At 58.9% G+C, this 13,417-nt stretch carries 24 protein-coding genes; all 24 read left to right on the forward strand.

Annotated elements, in window-relative coordinates; genetic code table 11:
* Nucleotides 1-30 precede the first annotated feature (30 nt).
* The 24 genes from tuf (at nucleotide 31) to FBZ97_RS15580 (ending at nucleotide 13,397) form a co-directional block, all read left to right on the forward strand.
* Nucleotides 31-1,206: an elongation factor Tu gene (gene tuf, locus FBZ97_RS15465; RefSeq protein WP_095434658.1), complete on the forward strand. Its 1,176-nt coding sequence runs from the start codon at nucleotides 31-33 to the stop codon at nucleotides 1,204-1,206.
* A gap of 308 nt (nucleotides 1,207-1,514) precedes the next feature.
* Nucleotides 1,515-1,823, forward strand: coding sequence for a 30S ribosomal protein S10 (gene rpsJ, locus FBZ97_RS15470; RefSeq protein ID WP_003547547.1), 309 nt, complete (start codon nucleotides 1,515-1,517; stop codon nucleotides 1,821-1,823).
* Nucleotides 1,824-1,862: 39 nt separating this feature from the next.
* Entirely contained in the window at nucleotides 1,863-2,504 is a 642-nt protein-coding gene (gene rplC / locus FBZ97_RS15475; protein WP_075852342.1) for a 50S ribosomal protein L3, read from the forward strand.
* A gap of 13 nt (nucleotides 2,505-2,517) precedes the next feature.
* Entirely contained in the window at nucleotides 2,518-3,138 is a 621-nt protein-coding gene (rplD, locus tag FBZ97_RS15480) for a 50S ribosomal protein L4 (protein WP_015339599.1), read from the forward strand.
* On the forward strand, nucleotides 3,135-3,428 hold the full coding sequence (locus FBZ97_RS15485; RefSeq protein WP_015339600.1) for a 50S ribosomal protein L23: 294 nt from the start codon (nucleotides 3,135-3,137) through the stop codon (nucleotides 3,426-3,428). The genes rplD and FBZ97_RS15485 overlap by 4 nt, the downstream gene beginning before the upstream one ends.
* Before the next feature lie 11 nt (nucleotides 3,429-3,439).
* On the forward strand, nucleotides 3,440-4,276 hold the full coding sequence (rplB, locus tag FBZ97_RS15490) for a 50S ribosomal protein L2 (protein WP_069611898.1): 837 nt from the start codon (nucleotides 3,440-3,442) through the stop codon (nucleotides 4,274-4,276).
* Nucleotides 4,277-4,291: 15 nt separating this feature from the next.
* On the forward strand, nucleotides 4,292-4,570 hold the full coding sequence (rpsS, locus tag FBZ97_RS15495; protein ID WP_037199970.1) for a 30S ribosomal protein S19: 279 nt from the start codon (nucleotides 4,292-4,294) through the stop codon (nucleotides 4,568-4,570).
* Between the two features lie 2 nt (nucleotides 4,571-4,572).
* Nucleotides 4,573-4,962, forward strand: a complete 390-nt coding sequence (gene rplV, locus FBZ97_RS15500; RefSeq protein WP_004118391.1) for a 50S ribosomal protein L22 — start codon at nucleotides 4,573-4,575, stop codon at nucleotides 4,960-4,962.
* Nucleotides 4,962-5,687, forward strand: a complete 726-nt coding sequence (gene rpsC / locus FBZ97_RS15505) for a 30S ribosomal protein S3 (protein WP_004118393.1) — start codon at nucleotides 4,962-4,964, stop codon at nucleotides 5,685-5,687. The genes rplV and rpsC overlap by 1 nt, the downstream gene beginning before the upstream one ends.
* 36 nt (nucleotides 5,688-5,723) lie before the next feature.
* Nucleotides 5,724-6,137, forward strand: a complete 414-nt coding sequence (gene rplP / locus FBZ97_RS15510) for a 50S ribosomal protein L16 (protein ID WP_004118395.1) — start codon at nucleotides 5,724-5,726, stop codon at nucleotides 6,135-6,137.
* Nucleotides 6,138-6,148: 11 nt separating this feature from the next.
* A complete protein-coding gene (gene rpmC / locus FBZ97_RS15515; protein ID WP_007690763.1) occupies nucleotides 6,149-6,349 on the forward strand; it encodes a 50S ribosomal protein L29 in 201 nt (66 codons plus the stop codon).
* 12 nt (nucleotides 6,350-6,361) lie between these two features.
* Nucleotides 6,362-6,601, forward strand: coding sequence for a 30S ribosomal protein S17 (gene rpsQ / locus FBZ97_RS15520; protein ID WP_069611899.1), 240 nt, complete (start codon nucleotides 6,362-6,364; stop codon nucleotides 6,599-6,601).
* A 227-nt stretch (nucleotides 6,602-6,828) separates the two neighbouring features.
* Entirely contained in the window at nucleotides 6,829-7,197 is a 369-nt protein-coding gene (gene rplN / locus FBZ97_RS15525) for a 50S ribosomal protein L14 (RefSeq protein ID WP_003573790.1), read from the forward strand.
* An 11-nt stretch (nucleotides 7,198-7,208) separates the two neighbouring features.
* A complete protein-coding gene (gene rplX, locus FBZ97_RS15530; protein WP_069611900.1) occupies nucleotides 7,209-7,517 on the forward strand; it encodes a 50S ribosomal protein L24 in 309 nt (102 codons plus the stop codon).
* Nucleotides 7,510-8,067, forward strand: a complete 558-nt coding sequence (rplE, locus tag FBZ97_RS15535; RefSeq protein ID WP_069611901.1) for a 50S ribosomal protein L5 — start codon at nucleotides 7,510-7,512, stop codon at nucleotides 8,065-8,067. The genes rplX and rplE overlap by 8 nt, the downstream gene beginning before the upstream one ends.
* A gap of 33 nt (nucleotides 8,068-8,100) precedes the next feature.
* Nucleotides 8,101-8,406 (forward strand): 30S ribosomal protein S14, encoded by a 306-nt coding sequence (gene rpsN, locus FBZ97_RS15540; RefSeq protein ID WP_004118406.1) that lies wholly within the window; start codon nucleotides 8,101-8,103, stop codon nucleotides 8,404-8,406.
* A 12-nt stretch (nucleotides 8,407-8,418) separates the two neighbouring features.
* A complete protein-coding gene (rpsH, locus tag FBZ97_RS15545) occupies nucleotides 8,419-8,817 on the forward strand; it encodes a 30S ribosomal protein S8 (protein WP_015339607.1) in 399 nt (132 codons plus the stop codon).
* Nucleotides 8,818-8,860: 43 nt separating this feature from the next.
* Nucleotides 8,861-9,394 (forward strand): 50S ribosomal protein L6, encoded by a 534-nt coding sequence (gene rplF, locus FBZ97_RS15550; protein ID WP_069611902.1) that lies wholly within the window; start codon nucleotides 8,861-8,863, stop codon nucleotides 9,392-9,394.
* A gap of 12 nt (nucleotides 9,395-9,406) precedes the next feature.
* Nucleotides 9,407-9,769 (forward strand): 50S ribosomal protein L18, encoded by a 363-nt coding sequence (gene rplR, locus FBZ97_RS15555; protein ID WP_113333543.1) that lies wholly within the window; start codon nucleotides 9,407-9,409, stop codon nucleotides 9,767-9,769.
* 130 nt (nucleotides 9,770-9,899) lie between these two features.
* Nucleotides 9,900-10,469 carry a 30S ribosomal protein S5 gene (rpsE, locus tag FBZ97_RS15560; RefSeq protein WP_004118414.1) on the forward strand — a complete coding sequence of 190 codons (570 nt, stop codon included), beginning with the start codon at nucleotides 9,900-9,902 and terminating at the stop codon, nucleotides 10,467-10,469.
* A gap of 13 nt (nucleotides 10,470-10,482) precedes the next feature.
* On the forward strand, nucleotides 10,483-10,695 hold the full coding sequence (gene rpmD / locus FBZ97_RS15565; protein WP_007690786.1) for a 50S ribosomal protein L30: 213 nt from the start codon (nucleotides 10,483-10,485) through the stop codon (nucleotides 10,693-10,695).
* A gap of 17 nt (nucleotides 10,696-10,712) precedes the next feature.
* Nucleotides 10,713-11,183, forward strand: coding sequence for a 50S ribosomal protein L15 (gene rplO / locus FBZ97_RS15570; protein WP_069611904.1), 471 nt, complete (start codon nucleotides 10,713-10,715; stop codon nucleotides 11,181-11,183).
* Between the two features lie 226 nt (nucleotides 11,184-11,409).
* Complete coding sequence (gene secY / locus FBZ97_RS15575; protein ID WP_069611905.1) at nucleotides 11,410-12,750, forward strand: preprotein translocase subunit SecY; 1,341 nt, start codon at nucleotides 11,410-11,412, stop codon at nucleotides 12,748-12,750.
* A complete protein-coding gene (locus FBZ97_RS15580; protein WP_145320316.1) occupies nucleotides 12,747-13,397 on the forward strand; it encodes an adenylate kinase in 651 nt (216 codons plus the stop codon). The genes secY and FBZ97_RS15580 overlap by 4 nt, the downstream gene beginning before the upstream one ends.
* Nucleotides 13,398-13,417: the final 20 nt, after the last annotated feature.

The following is a 13,417-nucleotide window of genomic DNA, read 5'->3' on the forward strand; positions in this document are numbered from 1 at the left end:
CTCAGGGGACAGGAAAACGGAGAGCCGAAAATGGCAAAGAGTAAGTTTGAGCGCAATAAGCCGCACGTTAACATCGGGACGATCGGTCACGTTGACCACGGCAAGACGTCGTTGACGGCAGCGATCACGAAGTACTTCGGCGAGTTCAAGGCGTATGACCAAATCGACGCGGCTCCGGAAGAGAAGGCTCGTGGCATCACGATCTCGACGGCCCACGTTGAATACGAGACGCCGAACCGTCACTATGCGCACGTTGACTGCCCCGGCCACGCCGACTACGTGAAGAACATGATCACGGGTGCCGCTCAGATGGACGGCGCGATCCTGGTTTGCTCTGCTGCCGACGGCCCGATGCCGCAGACGCGCGAGCACATCCTGCTCGCCCGCCAGGTTGGCGTTCCGGCGATCGTCGTATTCCTGAACAAGGTCGACCAGGTTGACGACGCTGAGCTTCTCGAGCTCGTCGAGCTTGAAGTTCGCGAACTTCTGTCGTCCTACGACTTCCCGGGCGACGACATCCCGGTCGTCAAGGGTTCGGCGCTTGCTGCTCTTGAAGATTCGGACAAGAAGATCGGCGAAGACGCGATCCGCGAGCTGATGGCTCAGGTTGACGCCTACATCCCGACGCCTGAGCGTCCGATCGACCAGCCGTTCCTGATGCCGATCGAAGACGTGTTCTCGATCTCGGGCCGTGGTACGGTTGTGACGGGCCGCGTCGAGCGTGGCGTGATCAAGGTTGGTGAAGAAGTCGAGATCGTCGGCATTCGTCCGACGTCGAAGACGACGGTTACCGGCGTTGAAATGTTCCGCAAGCTGCTCGACCAGGGCCAGGCTGGCGACAACATCGGTGCGCTGATCCGCGGTGTGAACCGTGACGGCGTCGAGCGTGGTCAGATCCTGTGCAAGCCGGGTTCTGTGAAGCCGCACAAGAAGTTCAAGGCCGAAGCCTACATCCTGACGAAGGAAGAAGGCGGCCGTCATACGCCGTTCTTCACGAACTACCGTCCGCAGTTCTACTTCCGTACGACTGACGTGACGGGCATCGTGACGCTTCCGGAAGGCACGGAAATGGTTATGCCAGGCGACAACGTCACGGTTGACGTCGAGCTGATCGTTCCGATCGCGATGGAAGAAAAGCTGCGCTTCGCGATCCGCGAAGGCGGCCGTACCGTCGGCGCAGGCATCGTTGCCTCCATCGTCGAGTAATTCGAAGACGGCCACTCCATCCGAGTGGCCGATTCGATGACAATATTATGATGCAAGCGGCTCTAGCCGCTTGCTTATGACATAGAAATGTTGCAAATGGCGCGCGAGCGCGATTTGCGCGCTGCTTCGGATGACGAAGCGGCCAATGAAATTAACAATAAGGTGGGCCGGAAGGCCTAAAGAGTGGATGGGGATGCCGTAGCCGGCGTCCCTCTCGATCTTTGAAACCGGTGGTCCGCCTTAGGAAACAGAACAAACCGTGCCTTTTCGAAAGGCACGCGAGATAACAAACACAAGGATAACGTCGAATGAACGGCCAAAATATCCGCATTCGCCTGAAGGCGTTCGATCACCGGATTCTCGATGCTTCCACGCGCGAGATCGTGTCGACGGCGAAGCGCACCGGTGCAAGCGTCCGGGGCCCCGTTCCGCTTCCGACTCGTATCGAGAAGTTTACGGTAAACCGGTCCCCGCACATCGACAAGAAGAGCCGCGAGCAGTTCGAGATGCGCACGCATAAGCGCCTCCTCGACATCGTTGACCCGACCCCGCAGACGGTAGACGCGCTGATGAAGCTCGATCTCGCCGCCGGTGTCGATGTTGAGATCAAGCTCTAAGGCCTCCGGTCCTCGAGCTGAGTGAGAAGGATTGAACCGATGCGTTCAGGTGTGATTGCACAGAAGGTGGGAATGACCCGCGTCTACAACGACGCCGGCGAGCATGTCCCGGTTACCGTATTGCGTATGGAAGGCTGCCAGGTCGTAGCCCAGCGCACAGTTGAAAAGAATGGCTACACCGCAGTTCAGCTCGGTGCCGGCCAGGCTAAAGTTAAGAACACGACGAAGGCTCTTCGCGGCCATTTCGCCGTCGCAAGCGTAGAGCCGAAGGCCAAGCTCGCAGAATTCCGTGTCACGGAAGACAATCTGCTCGCAGTGGGCACCGAGCTCAACGCAGGTCACTTCACGGCGGGTCAGCTCGTCGACGTGACCGGCACGACGATCGGTAAGGGCTTTGCCGGCGCCATCAAGCGCCACGGCTTCGGCGGTTTGCGCGCCACGCACGGTGTGTCGGTTTCGCACCGCTCGCACGGTTCGACCGGTTCGCGCCAGGACCCGGGCAAGGTGTTCAAGAACAAGAAGATGGCTGGTCACATGGGCCAGACCCGCGTCACGACGCAGAACCTTGAAGTGGTATCGACCGATGAAGATCGCGGTCTGATCCTGGTCAAGGGTGCGGTTCCCGGCTCCAAGGGCGCCTGGATCATCGTGCGCGACGCCGTCAAGTCGGCAGCGAAGTAAGGGAGCCAAACCAATGGAATTCAACGTCAAGACCCTTGAGGGCAAAGACGCCGGGAAGGTTTCCCTTTCTGATGCGATTTTCGGCCTCGAGCCGCGTGAAGACATTCTCGCTCGCGTCGTTCGCTGGCAGCTTGCCAAGAAGCAGCAGGGCACGCATCAGGCCAAGGGCCGCGCAGACGTAGCGCGCACCGGTGCCAAGATGTACAAGCAGAAGGGTACGGGCCGCGCTCGTCACCATTCGGCTCGCGCTCCGCAGTTCCGCGGCGGTGGTAAGGCTCACGGCCCGGTCGCTCGCAGCCACGAGCATGATCTGCCGAAGAAGGTTCGCGCCCTCGGCCTGCGTCACGCTCTCTCTGCCAAGTTCAAGGCTGAAGACGTGATTGTCATCGACAATCTCGTCGCTACCGAAGCCAAGACCAAGGCACTCGCTGGCGCTTTCGAGACGCTCGGCCTGACGAACGCTCTGTTCATCGGCGGCGCTGAGCTCGACAGCAACTTCAAGCTCGCAGCCCAGAACATCCCGAACATCGATGTTCTGCCGGTTCAGGGCATCAACGTTTACGACATCCTGCGCCGCGGCAAGCTCGTGCTGTCCAAGGCTGCAGTTGAAGCTCTAGAGGAGCGTTTCAAGTGACGGATCTTCGCCATTATGATGTGATCGTTTCTCCGGCGATCACCGAAAAGTCCACGCTGCTGTCGGACAATAACCAGGTTGTTTTCAACGTTGCGAAGACCGCGACGAAGCCGGAAATCAAGGCTGCCGTCGAAGCGCTCTTCGGCGTCAAGGTGACGGCCGTTAACACTCTGCTGCGCCTCGGCAAGACCAAGCGGTTCAAAGGTCTCGTCGGCAAGCAGAAGGACGTGAAGAAGGCTGTTGTGACGCTCGCCGAAGGCCAGTCGATCGACGTCTCCACCGGTCTCTGAGGAATAAGAAAATGGCATTGAAAACATTCAATCCGACGACCCCGAGCCAGCGTCAGCTGGTCATTGTCGATCGCTCCTCGCTCTATAAGGGCAAGCCGGTCAAGTCGTTGACCGAAGGCCTCACCTCCAAGGGTGGCCGTAACAACACCGGTCGTATCACCGTCCGTTTCCAGGGCGGTGGTCACAAGCGCAGCTATCGTCTGGTCGACTTCAAGCGTCGCAAGTTCGACGTCGAAGCAACCGTCGAGCGTATCGAATACGATCCGAACCGTACCGCTTACATCGCTCTGGTGAAGTACACGGACGGCGAACTGGCCTACATCCTCGCTCCGCAGCGTCTCGCTTCGGGCGACAAGGTCATCGCTTCGGAAAAAGCAGTGGACGTGAAGCCTGGCAACACCATGCCGCTTCAGTTCATCCCGGTCGGCTCTATCATCCACAATGTGGAAATGAAGCCTGGCAAGGGCGGTCAGATCGCTCGCTCCGCCGGCTCCTACGCTCAGCTCGTCGGCCGTGACCAGGGCATGGCGATCCTTCGCCTGAACTCGGGTGAACAGCGCCTCGTGCACGGCACCTGCCTTGCCACGATCGGTGCGGTTTCGAACCCGGATCACGGCAACATCAACGACGGTAAGGCCGGCCGTTCGCGTTGGCGTGGCAAGAAGCCGCATAACCGCGGCGTTGTCATGAACCCGGTCGACCATCCGCACGGCGGTGGTGAAGGCCGCACCTCCGGTGGTCGCCATCCGGTGACCCCGTGGGGCAAGCCGACCAAGGGCAAGCGTACGCGGTCGAACAAGTCGACCGACAAGATGATTATGCGCTCGCGCCATCAGCGCAAGAAGTAAGAGAGGAAGTCTCAAGTGGCTCGTTCAGTATGGAAAGGTCCGTTTGTTGACGGCTATCTTCTCAAGAAGGCTGAGAAGGTGCGTGAAGGCGGACGTAACGAAGTAATCAAGATGTGGAGCCGTCGCTCCACCATCATGCCGCAGTTCGTTGGTCTCACCTTCGGCGTCTACAACGGCAGCAAGCACATTCCGGTCAGCGTCAATGAAGACATGGTCGGACACAAGTTCGGCGAGTTCGCCCCGACCCGTACCTATTATGGTCACGGTGCGGACAAGAAGGCGAAGAGGAAGTAACAATGGGCAAGGCAAAAACCGAACGCCGGCTGAAGGACAACGAGGCGCAGGCAGTTGCGCGCACGCTCCGCGTCAGCCCGCAGAAGCTCAACCTGGTCGCGGCTTCGATCCGTGGCAAGAAGGTTGACCGCGCGCTCGCAGAGCTGGAATTCTCGCGCAAGCGTATCGCTGGCGCTGTGAAGAAGACGCTCGAATCTGCGATCGCCAATGCAGAAAACAATCACGATCTCGACGTTGACTCGCTGGTCGTTGCAGAAGCTTACGTCGGCAAGTCGATCGTCATGAAGCGTTTCCACGCTCGTGGCCGCGGCCGCGCATCTCGCATCGAGCGTCCGTTTGCGCACCTGACGATCGTCGTTCGTGAAGTGGAAGCTCAAGGGGAGGCCGCATAATGGGTCAGAAAATCAATCCGATCGGCTTTCGTCTTGGCATCAACCGTACCTGGGATAGCCGCTGGTTCGCGGACAATGCCGAGTACGGCCAGCTCCTCCACGAAGACCTGAAGATGCGCAAGTTCGTCATGAACGAACTGAAGCAGGCTGGTATCTCCAAGGTGGTCATCGAGCGTCCGCACAAGAAGTGCCGCGTCACGATCCACTCGGCTCGTCCGGGCCTGATCATCGGCAAGAAGGGCGCTGACATCGACAAGCTCCGCAAGAAGCTGTCGGACATGACGAATTCCGAAACGCACCTCAACATCGTTGAAGTTCGCAAGCCGGAAATCGACGCGACGCTGGTTGCCCAGTCGATCGCTCAGCAGCTGGAACGCCGTGTTGCTTTCCGTCGCGCCATGAAGCGCGCCGTTCAGTCTGCGATGCGTCTTGGCGCCGAAGGCATCAAGATCACCTGCGCCGGCCGTCTCGGCGGTGCTGAAATCGCTCGTACGGAATGGTACCGCGAAGGTCGCGTGCCGCTGCATACGCTGCGCGCCGACATCGACTACGGTACGGCTGAAGCAGAAACCGCTTTCGGTATCTGCGGCATCAAGGTCTGGATCTTCAAGGGTGAAATCCTTGAGCACGATCCGATGGCCTCCGAACGCCGCGCGCTCGAAGGCGACGCCCAGGGTCCGGCTAGCCGCGATCGCGATAGAGACCGTCGCCGCGACAACGCTTGATAGCGTACGTGGCAGATAAGTTCGGAGAATAAGAAAATGTTGCAGCCAAAGCGTACGAAGTACCGCAAGCAATTCAAGGGCCGCATCAAGGGCGTTGCCAAGGGTGGTTCTGATCTGGCGTTCGGCGAATTCGGCCTGAAGTCGCAGGAGCCTAACCGCGTCAACGCTCGCGAGATCGAAGCGGCCCGCCGCGCGATCACGCGCTATATGAAGCGCGCCGGCCGTGTATGGATCCGCGTGTTCCCGGATGTTCCGGTAACCGCAAAGCCGACCGAAGTCCGTATGGGTAAAGGTAAGGGCTCTGTCGAATACTGGGCATGCAAGGTCAAGCCCGGCCGTATGATGTTCGAGATCGACGGTGTGAGCGAAGAAATCGCTCGTGAGGCCCTGCGCCTCGGCGCTGCCAAGCTCTCGGTCAAGACGCGCTTCGTTCAGCGCATTGCAGAGTAAGGAAGAAGCTCATGAAAGCCGCAGATGTTCGCGCCCTGAGCGCCGACCAACTCAAGGACGAGCTTGCCAAGCTGAAGAAGGAGCAGTTCAACCTGCGCTTTCAGAAGGCGACCGGCCAGCTCGAGAAGTCCTCGCGCATCAACGAAGTCCGCAAGGACATCGCTCGCGTAAAAACCATTGCCCGCCAGAAGGCGGCAGAAGCAAAGGCCTAAAGGAAGAATAACATGCCGAAGCGCATTCTGCAGGGCGTCGTGGTCAGCGACAAGAACGAGAAGACGGTAGTTGTCCGCGTTGAGCGTCGTTTCGCTCACCCGCTGCTCCAGAAGACCGTTCGTCGTTCCAAGAAGTACAAGGCTCACGACGAAAACAATCAGTACAAGACCGGCGACGTCGTTTCCATCGAGGAATGCGCGCCGATCTCCAAGGATAAGACCTGGACGGTCGTTTCCGCCCAGTCCAAGTAACAGAATTTCGCTCAGGCCCTTGCGCTTGGGCGAAATATCTGTATGAAGCACGAGCTTGGAAGCAGAACGCTCGCGAACGGGCGTTCTTTTGCTTTATTGATGGCCGGCAGAGGCGACCCGTTGCGGTTCCGAAGCCCAGGCATAATCAGACAAGACACTAGTCCATAAGCCGGGGTAGGGGGTCGATTGGCCCAACCATTCCGGTAACAACAAGAAGGCGACCTGACATGATTCAGATGCAAACAAACCTCGACGTGGCGGATAATTCCGGCGCACGTCGTGTCATGTGCATCAAGGTGCTGGGCGGCTCGAAGCGCAAGTATGCCTCGATCGGCGACGTTATCGTCGTTTCGATCAAGGAAGCTATTCCGCGCGGCCGTGTGAAGAAGGGTGACGTGATGAAGGCGGTTGTTGTTCGTACCGCCAAGGACATCCGTCGTCCGGATGGCAGCGTCATCCGCTTCGATACCAACGCAGCAGTCCTCATCGACAACAAGAAAGAGCCGATCGGCACCCGTATCTTCGGACCGGTTCCGCGCGAACTTCGCGCCAAGAACCACATGAAGATCATCTCGCTGGCTCCAGAAGTACTGTAAGGAGCGGAGCGATGCAGAAGATCCGTAAAGGCGACAAGGTTGTCGTATTGACCGGTAAGGACAAGGGCCGTACCGGCGAAGTCATTCAAGTGCTGCCGAAGGAAGACCGTGCGGTCGTTCGTGGCGTCAACGTCATCAAGCGCCATCAGCGCCAGACGCAGAACCAGGAAGCCGGCATCATCAGCAAGGAAGCCCCGCTTCACCTCTCCAACATTGCGATCGTCGACAAGGACGGCAAGCCGACCCGCGTCGGTTTCAAGGTTGTGGATGGCAAGAAGGTCCGTGTGGCCAAGACCTCGGGAGAAGTGATCGATGGCTGAGGCAAAGTACGAGCCGCGGCTCAAGAAGGAATATGTTGCTCGCATCCGTGCAGCCATGCAGGAGCAGTTCTCCTACGCTAACGAGATGCAGATCCCGAAGCTGGACAAGATCGTGATCAACATGGGTGTTGGCGAAGCGACGGCTGATTCGAAGAAGCCGACCGTTGCTGCTGCCGACCTGGCGGCCATCGCTGGCCAGAAGCCGGTCATCACCCGCGCACGCAACTCCATCGCTGGCTTCAAGGTCCGCGAAAATATGCCGATCGGCGCGAAGGTTACCCTGCGCGGCGCCCGCATGTATGAGTTCCTGGATCGTCTGGTCAACATCGCGCTTCCGCGCGTTCGCGACTTCCGCGGCCTGAACCCGAAGAGCTTTGACGGTCGTGGCAATTTTGCCATGGGCATCAAGGAGCACATTGTGTTCCCTGAGATCAACTACGACAAGGTTGATCAGATGTGGGGCATGGACATCATCGTTTGCACGACGGCGACGACCGACGACGAAGCACGGGCTCTTCTGAAAGAGTTCAACTTCCCGTTCCGTCAATAACCGTAACGACGAGCGTAGAAAAGGAACCCTGATATGGCGAAGACAAGCGCAGTTGAAAAGAACAAGCGCCGCCGCAATACGGTTGCCAACCAGGCCGCGAAGCGGGCTGCTCTCAAGGCAATCATCATGAACCAGTCTCTCTCGATCGAAGACCGGTTCAAGGCCACTCTGAAGCTGGCATCGCTCCCGCGCGATGGATCGAAGACCCGTATTCGCAACCGTTGCGAAGTGTCTGGCCGTCCGCGCGCCTACTACCGCAAACTGCGCATGTCGCGTATCGCGCTGCGTGAACTCGGCAATCTCGGCAAGGTGCCGGGCATCGTCAAGTCCAGCTGGTAAGGAGCAGATTAGATGTCTATGACTGATCCTTTGGGCGATATGCTCACCCGCATCCGCAATGGCGCTTCGCGCCGCAAGTCGTCGGTTTCGACGCCTGCGTCCAAGCTCCGTGCACGCGTTCTCGATGTGCTCCAGGCTGAAGGCTACATCCGTGGCTATTCCGTCGTCGATTTCGGCAACGGCAAGTCTGAGCTCAACATCGAACTCAAGTACTACGAAGGCGCTTCGGTGATCCGCGAGATCGGCCGTGTGTCCAAGCCGGGCCGCCGGGTTTATGTCTCGGTCAAGTCCATTCCGCAGGTCGCGAACGGTCTCGGCATTACCATCCTTTCGACTCCGAAGGGTGTGATGGCCGATCACCAGGCTCGCGAACAGAATGTTGGTGGCGAGGTTCTCTGCTCGGTCTTCTAAGATCGGACAGAGATATCTCCTTCGAAACAGACAGGTTTGAAAAATGTCTCGTATCGGTAAGAAGCCCGTTCAGGTACCTGCAGGGATCACGGCCACGGTTGATGGCCAGAAAGTGACTGCCAAGGGCCCCAAGGGCGAGCTGTTTTTCGTCGCTAACGACGAAATCGGTCTCAAGCTGGAAAACAATGCAATCGTCGTGACGCCGCTCAACGACTCCAAGGATGCTCGCGCAAAGTGGGGCATGTCCCGCACGATGATCGAGAACATCTTCAAGGGTGTTAAGGACGGCTACGAGCGCAAGCTCGAAATCAACGGCGTCGGCTACCGTGCCTCCATGCAGGGCAAGAACCTGCAGCTGGCGCTCGGCTTCAGCCACGACGTGATTTATCAGCCGCCGCAGGGCATCACCATTGCTGTGCCGAAGCCGACGGAAATCGTCGTCACCGGCATCAACAAGCAGCAGGTTGGTCAGGTTGCCGCTGAAATCCGCGAATATCGCGGTCCTGAGCCCTACAAGGGCAAGGGCGTTAAGTATGCCGAAGAGCGGATCGTCCGCAAAGAAGGCAAGAAGAAGTAAGGAACACGCGAAATGGCTAGCAGGAAAGAAGCACTTGCGCGTCGCGCCAACCGCGTGCGCCGTCAAATCAAGGCGGTGGCCAATGGCCGTCCGCGCCTGTCGGTTCATCGCTCGTCGAAGAACATCTACGCTCAGATCATCGATGATGTGGCTGGCAAGACCCTCGCGGCTGCCTCTACCCTCGACAAGGATCTGCGCGGTTCTCTGAAGACCGGTGCCGATACCGCAGCCGCAGCCCTCGTTGGCAAGCTCGTTGCCGAGCGCGCCTCCAAGGCCGGCGTGAAGGAAGTCGTGTTCGATCGCGGCGCTTTCATCTACCACGGCCGCATCAAGGCCCTGGCTGAAGCAGCCCGCGAAGGCGGCCTGACCTTCTAATCAGATTTCCGGCCGGTGATCTCAAGGATGCCGGCCGGATATTCACCGGACCGCAAATCTCCGTGGGGAGGTTGATACGGTCTTCGTTTTGTTTGCCCGTTGCACCCGGAAAAGAAAAAGGAAGAGGACAATGGCACAGGAAAAGAGGGCTCCGCGGGAAGACCGTCAGAGCCGTGAAGAGCGCGATAGCGAATTCGTCGACAAGCTGGTCGCGATCAACCGCGTCGCCAAGGTTGTTAAGGGTGGCCGTCGCTTCGGCTTCGCCGCTCTCGTCGTCGTTGGCGACCAGAAGGGCCGCGTAGGCTTCGGCCATGGCAAGGCACGCGAAGTGCCGGAAGCCATCCGCAAGGCAACCGAAAGCGCCAAGCGCGACATGATCTTCGTACCGCTGCGCGACGGCCGTACGCTGCATCACGACGTTCATGGCCGTCATGGCGCCGGCAAGGTTCTGCTGCGCTCGGCCAAGGTCGGTACCGGTATCATCGCCGGCGGCCCGATGCGCGCCGTTTTCGAAACGCTCGGCGTTCATGACGTCGTTGCCAAGTCGACCGGTTCGTCGAACCCGTACAACATGGTTCGCGCCACGTTCGACGCCCTGAAGCACCAGGTTCACCCGAAGGACATCGCAGCTCAGCGCGGCATCAAGTATGCCACCCTGCAGGCTCGCCGCGCCGCTTCGGGCAACGCCTCCGAAGAATAAGGGAGTTTGACCTATGGCCAAGACGACCAAGAAGGCTGAAGCTAAGGCGACCGTTACGGTCGAGCAGATTGGCAGCCCGATCCGCCGTCCGGATGTTCAGCAGAAGACGCTGATCGGTCTCGGACTGAACAAAATGCACCGTCGCCGCACGCTGGAAGATACTCCGGCTGTTCGTGGCATGATCCGTGCTGTCCAGCATCTCGTTCGCGTTGTCGACGAGAAGTGAGCCGGAGGTAATTCGCTATGAAACTGAATGAAATCAAGGATAACGAAGGCTCGACCCACAGCCGCAAGCGCCTCGGCCGCGGCATCGGCTCCGGCTCCGGCAAGACCGGTGGCCGTGGTGTGAAGGGTCAGAAGTCCCGTTCGGGCGTTGCGATCAACGGCTTCGAAGGCGGTCAGATGCCCATCTACCGTCGTCTGCCGAAGCGCGGCTTCAACAACATCTTCGCATCCGACTACGTTGTCGTATCGCTGGCACGCATCCAGGCTGCCGTCGATGCCGGCAAGCTCGATGCCAAGAGCACTGTTGATGCAGCAGCTCTCAAGGCTGCCGGCGTTATTCGCCGCGTCAAGGACGGCGTTCGGGTTCTCTCGGACGGCGAACTGAAGGCGAAGCTTGCTCTTGAAGTTGCAGGCGCTTCCAAGTCCGCAGTCGAGAAGATCGAAAAGGCTGGCGGTTCCGTCAAGCTGCTCGCTGCTGCCGCAGAATAATATTATCAACAATCGCCCGAAGTGACTTCACTTCGGGCGATTTTGCTCCCATATGTGAGCCTCACGAATCTGATCGATGCGGCAAGTGTCTTTCCGATCGATAACGGGAACCAAGGGTGAGGCGCCCGATTGCAGCGCAATCCGTCCGAAGCCCGGCTTTTGAACAATTTACAGACCGATTCCGGACTTGGCCGACTATGCCGGAATTGGTGATGCGGGGATTTGCATGGCTTCTGCAGCGGAACAATTGGCGTCCAACCTCAATTTTTCGACCTTTGCCAAAGCCGAGGATCTCAAGAAGCGCCTGTGGTTTACCCTCGGCGCTCTCCTCGTCTACCGGCTCGGCACCCACATTCCGCTTCCTGGCCTCAATCCTGCCGCCTATGCCCAGGCTTTCCAGAATCAGTCGGGCGGCATTCTCGGTCTCTTCAACATGTTCTCGGGCGGCGCCGTGCAGCGCATGGCGATCTTCGCGCTCGGCATCATGCCTTATATTTCTGCCTCGATCATCGTTCAGCTGATGACGTCGGTCGTTCCCTCGCTCGAGAACCTGAAGAAGGAAGGCGAGCAGGGCCGCAAGATCATCAACCAGTACACCCGCTACGGCACGGTGCTGCTCGGTGCATTGCAGGCCTATGGCATTGCGATCGGCCTGGAGCATGGCAACGGCGTCGTTGTCGATCCCGGCTGGTTCTTCCGCATTTCCACCGTCATAACGCTGCTTGGCGGCACCATGTTCCTGATGTGGCTTGGCGAACAGGTGACGTCGCGCGGTATCGGCAACGGCATTTCGCTGATCATCTTCGCCGGTATCGCTGCCGGTCTTCCGACTGCGCTCGCCGGCACTCTTGAGCTTGGCCGCACGGGCGCGCTTTCCACGCCTCTTATTCTCGCCGTTCTGGTCGTCGCTATTCTGGTCATCGCGCTCATCGTCTTCGTCGAGCGCGCGCAGCGTCGCCTTCTGATCCAGTATCCGAAGCGCCAGGTTGGCACGCGGATGTTCCAGGGCGATACGTCGCACCTGCCGCTGAAGCTGAACACTTCGGGCGTCATCCCGGCGATCTTCGCGTCGTCGCTGCTTCTGCTGCCGGCAACCGTCGCCGGTCTCGGCAACAACACCGCGCTTCCGGCCTGGGTAACGTCCATCGTTGCAGCGCTCGGCCACGGACAGCCCGTCTATATGGTGCTCTATGCCGCTCTGATCGCCTTCTTCGCCTTCTTCTACACGGCTCTCGTCTTCAATCCGAAGGACACGGCCGACAATCTGAAGAAGCATGGCGGCTTCATTCCGGGTATCCGCCCGGGCGAGCGCACCGCTGAATATATCGATTACGTGCTGACCCGCATCACGGTCATCGGCGCGATCTATCTTGTCTTCGTCTGCATCCTGCCCGAAATTCTCGTATCCCAGACAGGTATTCCCTTGTCTCTGGGTGGCACTTCGCTTCTGATCGTGGTTAGCGTAACGCTGGATACGGTGGCGCAGATTCAGGGTCACCTGATCGCACAGCAATATGAAGGCCTGATCAAGAAATCGAAGTTGCGTGGAGGAAAGAGGGGGCGATGAGACTCATACTTTTAGGGCCGCCGGGAGCAGGTAAGGGGACCCAGGCCCAGCGCATCGTGGAAAAGCATGGCATTCCGCAGCTTTCCACTGGCGATATGCTGCGTGCGGCCGTTCAGGCCGGCACGGAAGTTGGCAAGCGCGCCAAGGCTGTCATGGACGCCGGCAAGCTTGTTTCGGATGAGATCGTCAACGCGATCGTTTCCGAACGCATCGATCAGCCGGATTGTGCCAAGGGTTTCATTCTCGATGGTTTCCCGCGCACTCTTGTACAGGCTGATGCCACGGAGAAGATGCTTAGCGCGAAGGGCCTCGAGCTCTCCGTCGTGATTGAGCTCAAAGTGGACGACGCCGAACTGATTCGCCGCGTCTCCGGCCGCTATTCCTGCTCGAACTGCGGCAGTGTCTATCACGACACTGACAAAGTTCCGGCAAATGCCGGTGTCTGCGACAAATGCGGCTCGACGCATTTCAAGCGCCGCCCAGATGACAACGCCGAAACCATGGCGACCCGTCTTCAGGTCTACTACAAGGAGACCTCGCCGCTGATCGGTTACTACTATGCCAAGGGCAAGTTGCAGAGCATCGACGGCATGGCCGATATCGAGCATGTGACCGACAGCATAGAGGCTATCCTGGCTAAGCTTTAGATAGCCTAAAATAAACTTGC

The sequence above is a fragment of the Rhizobium sp. ERR 942 genome, from assembly GCF_007828395.1.
Taxonomy (GTDB): Bacteria; Pseudomonadota; Alphaproteobacteria; order Rhizobiales; family Rhizobiaceae; genus Rhizobium; species Rhizobium dioscoreae.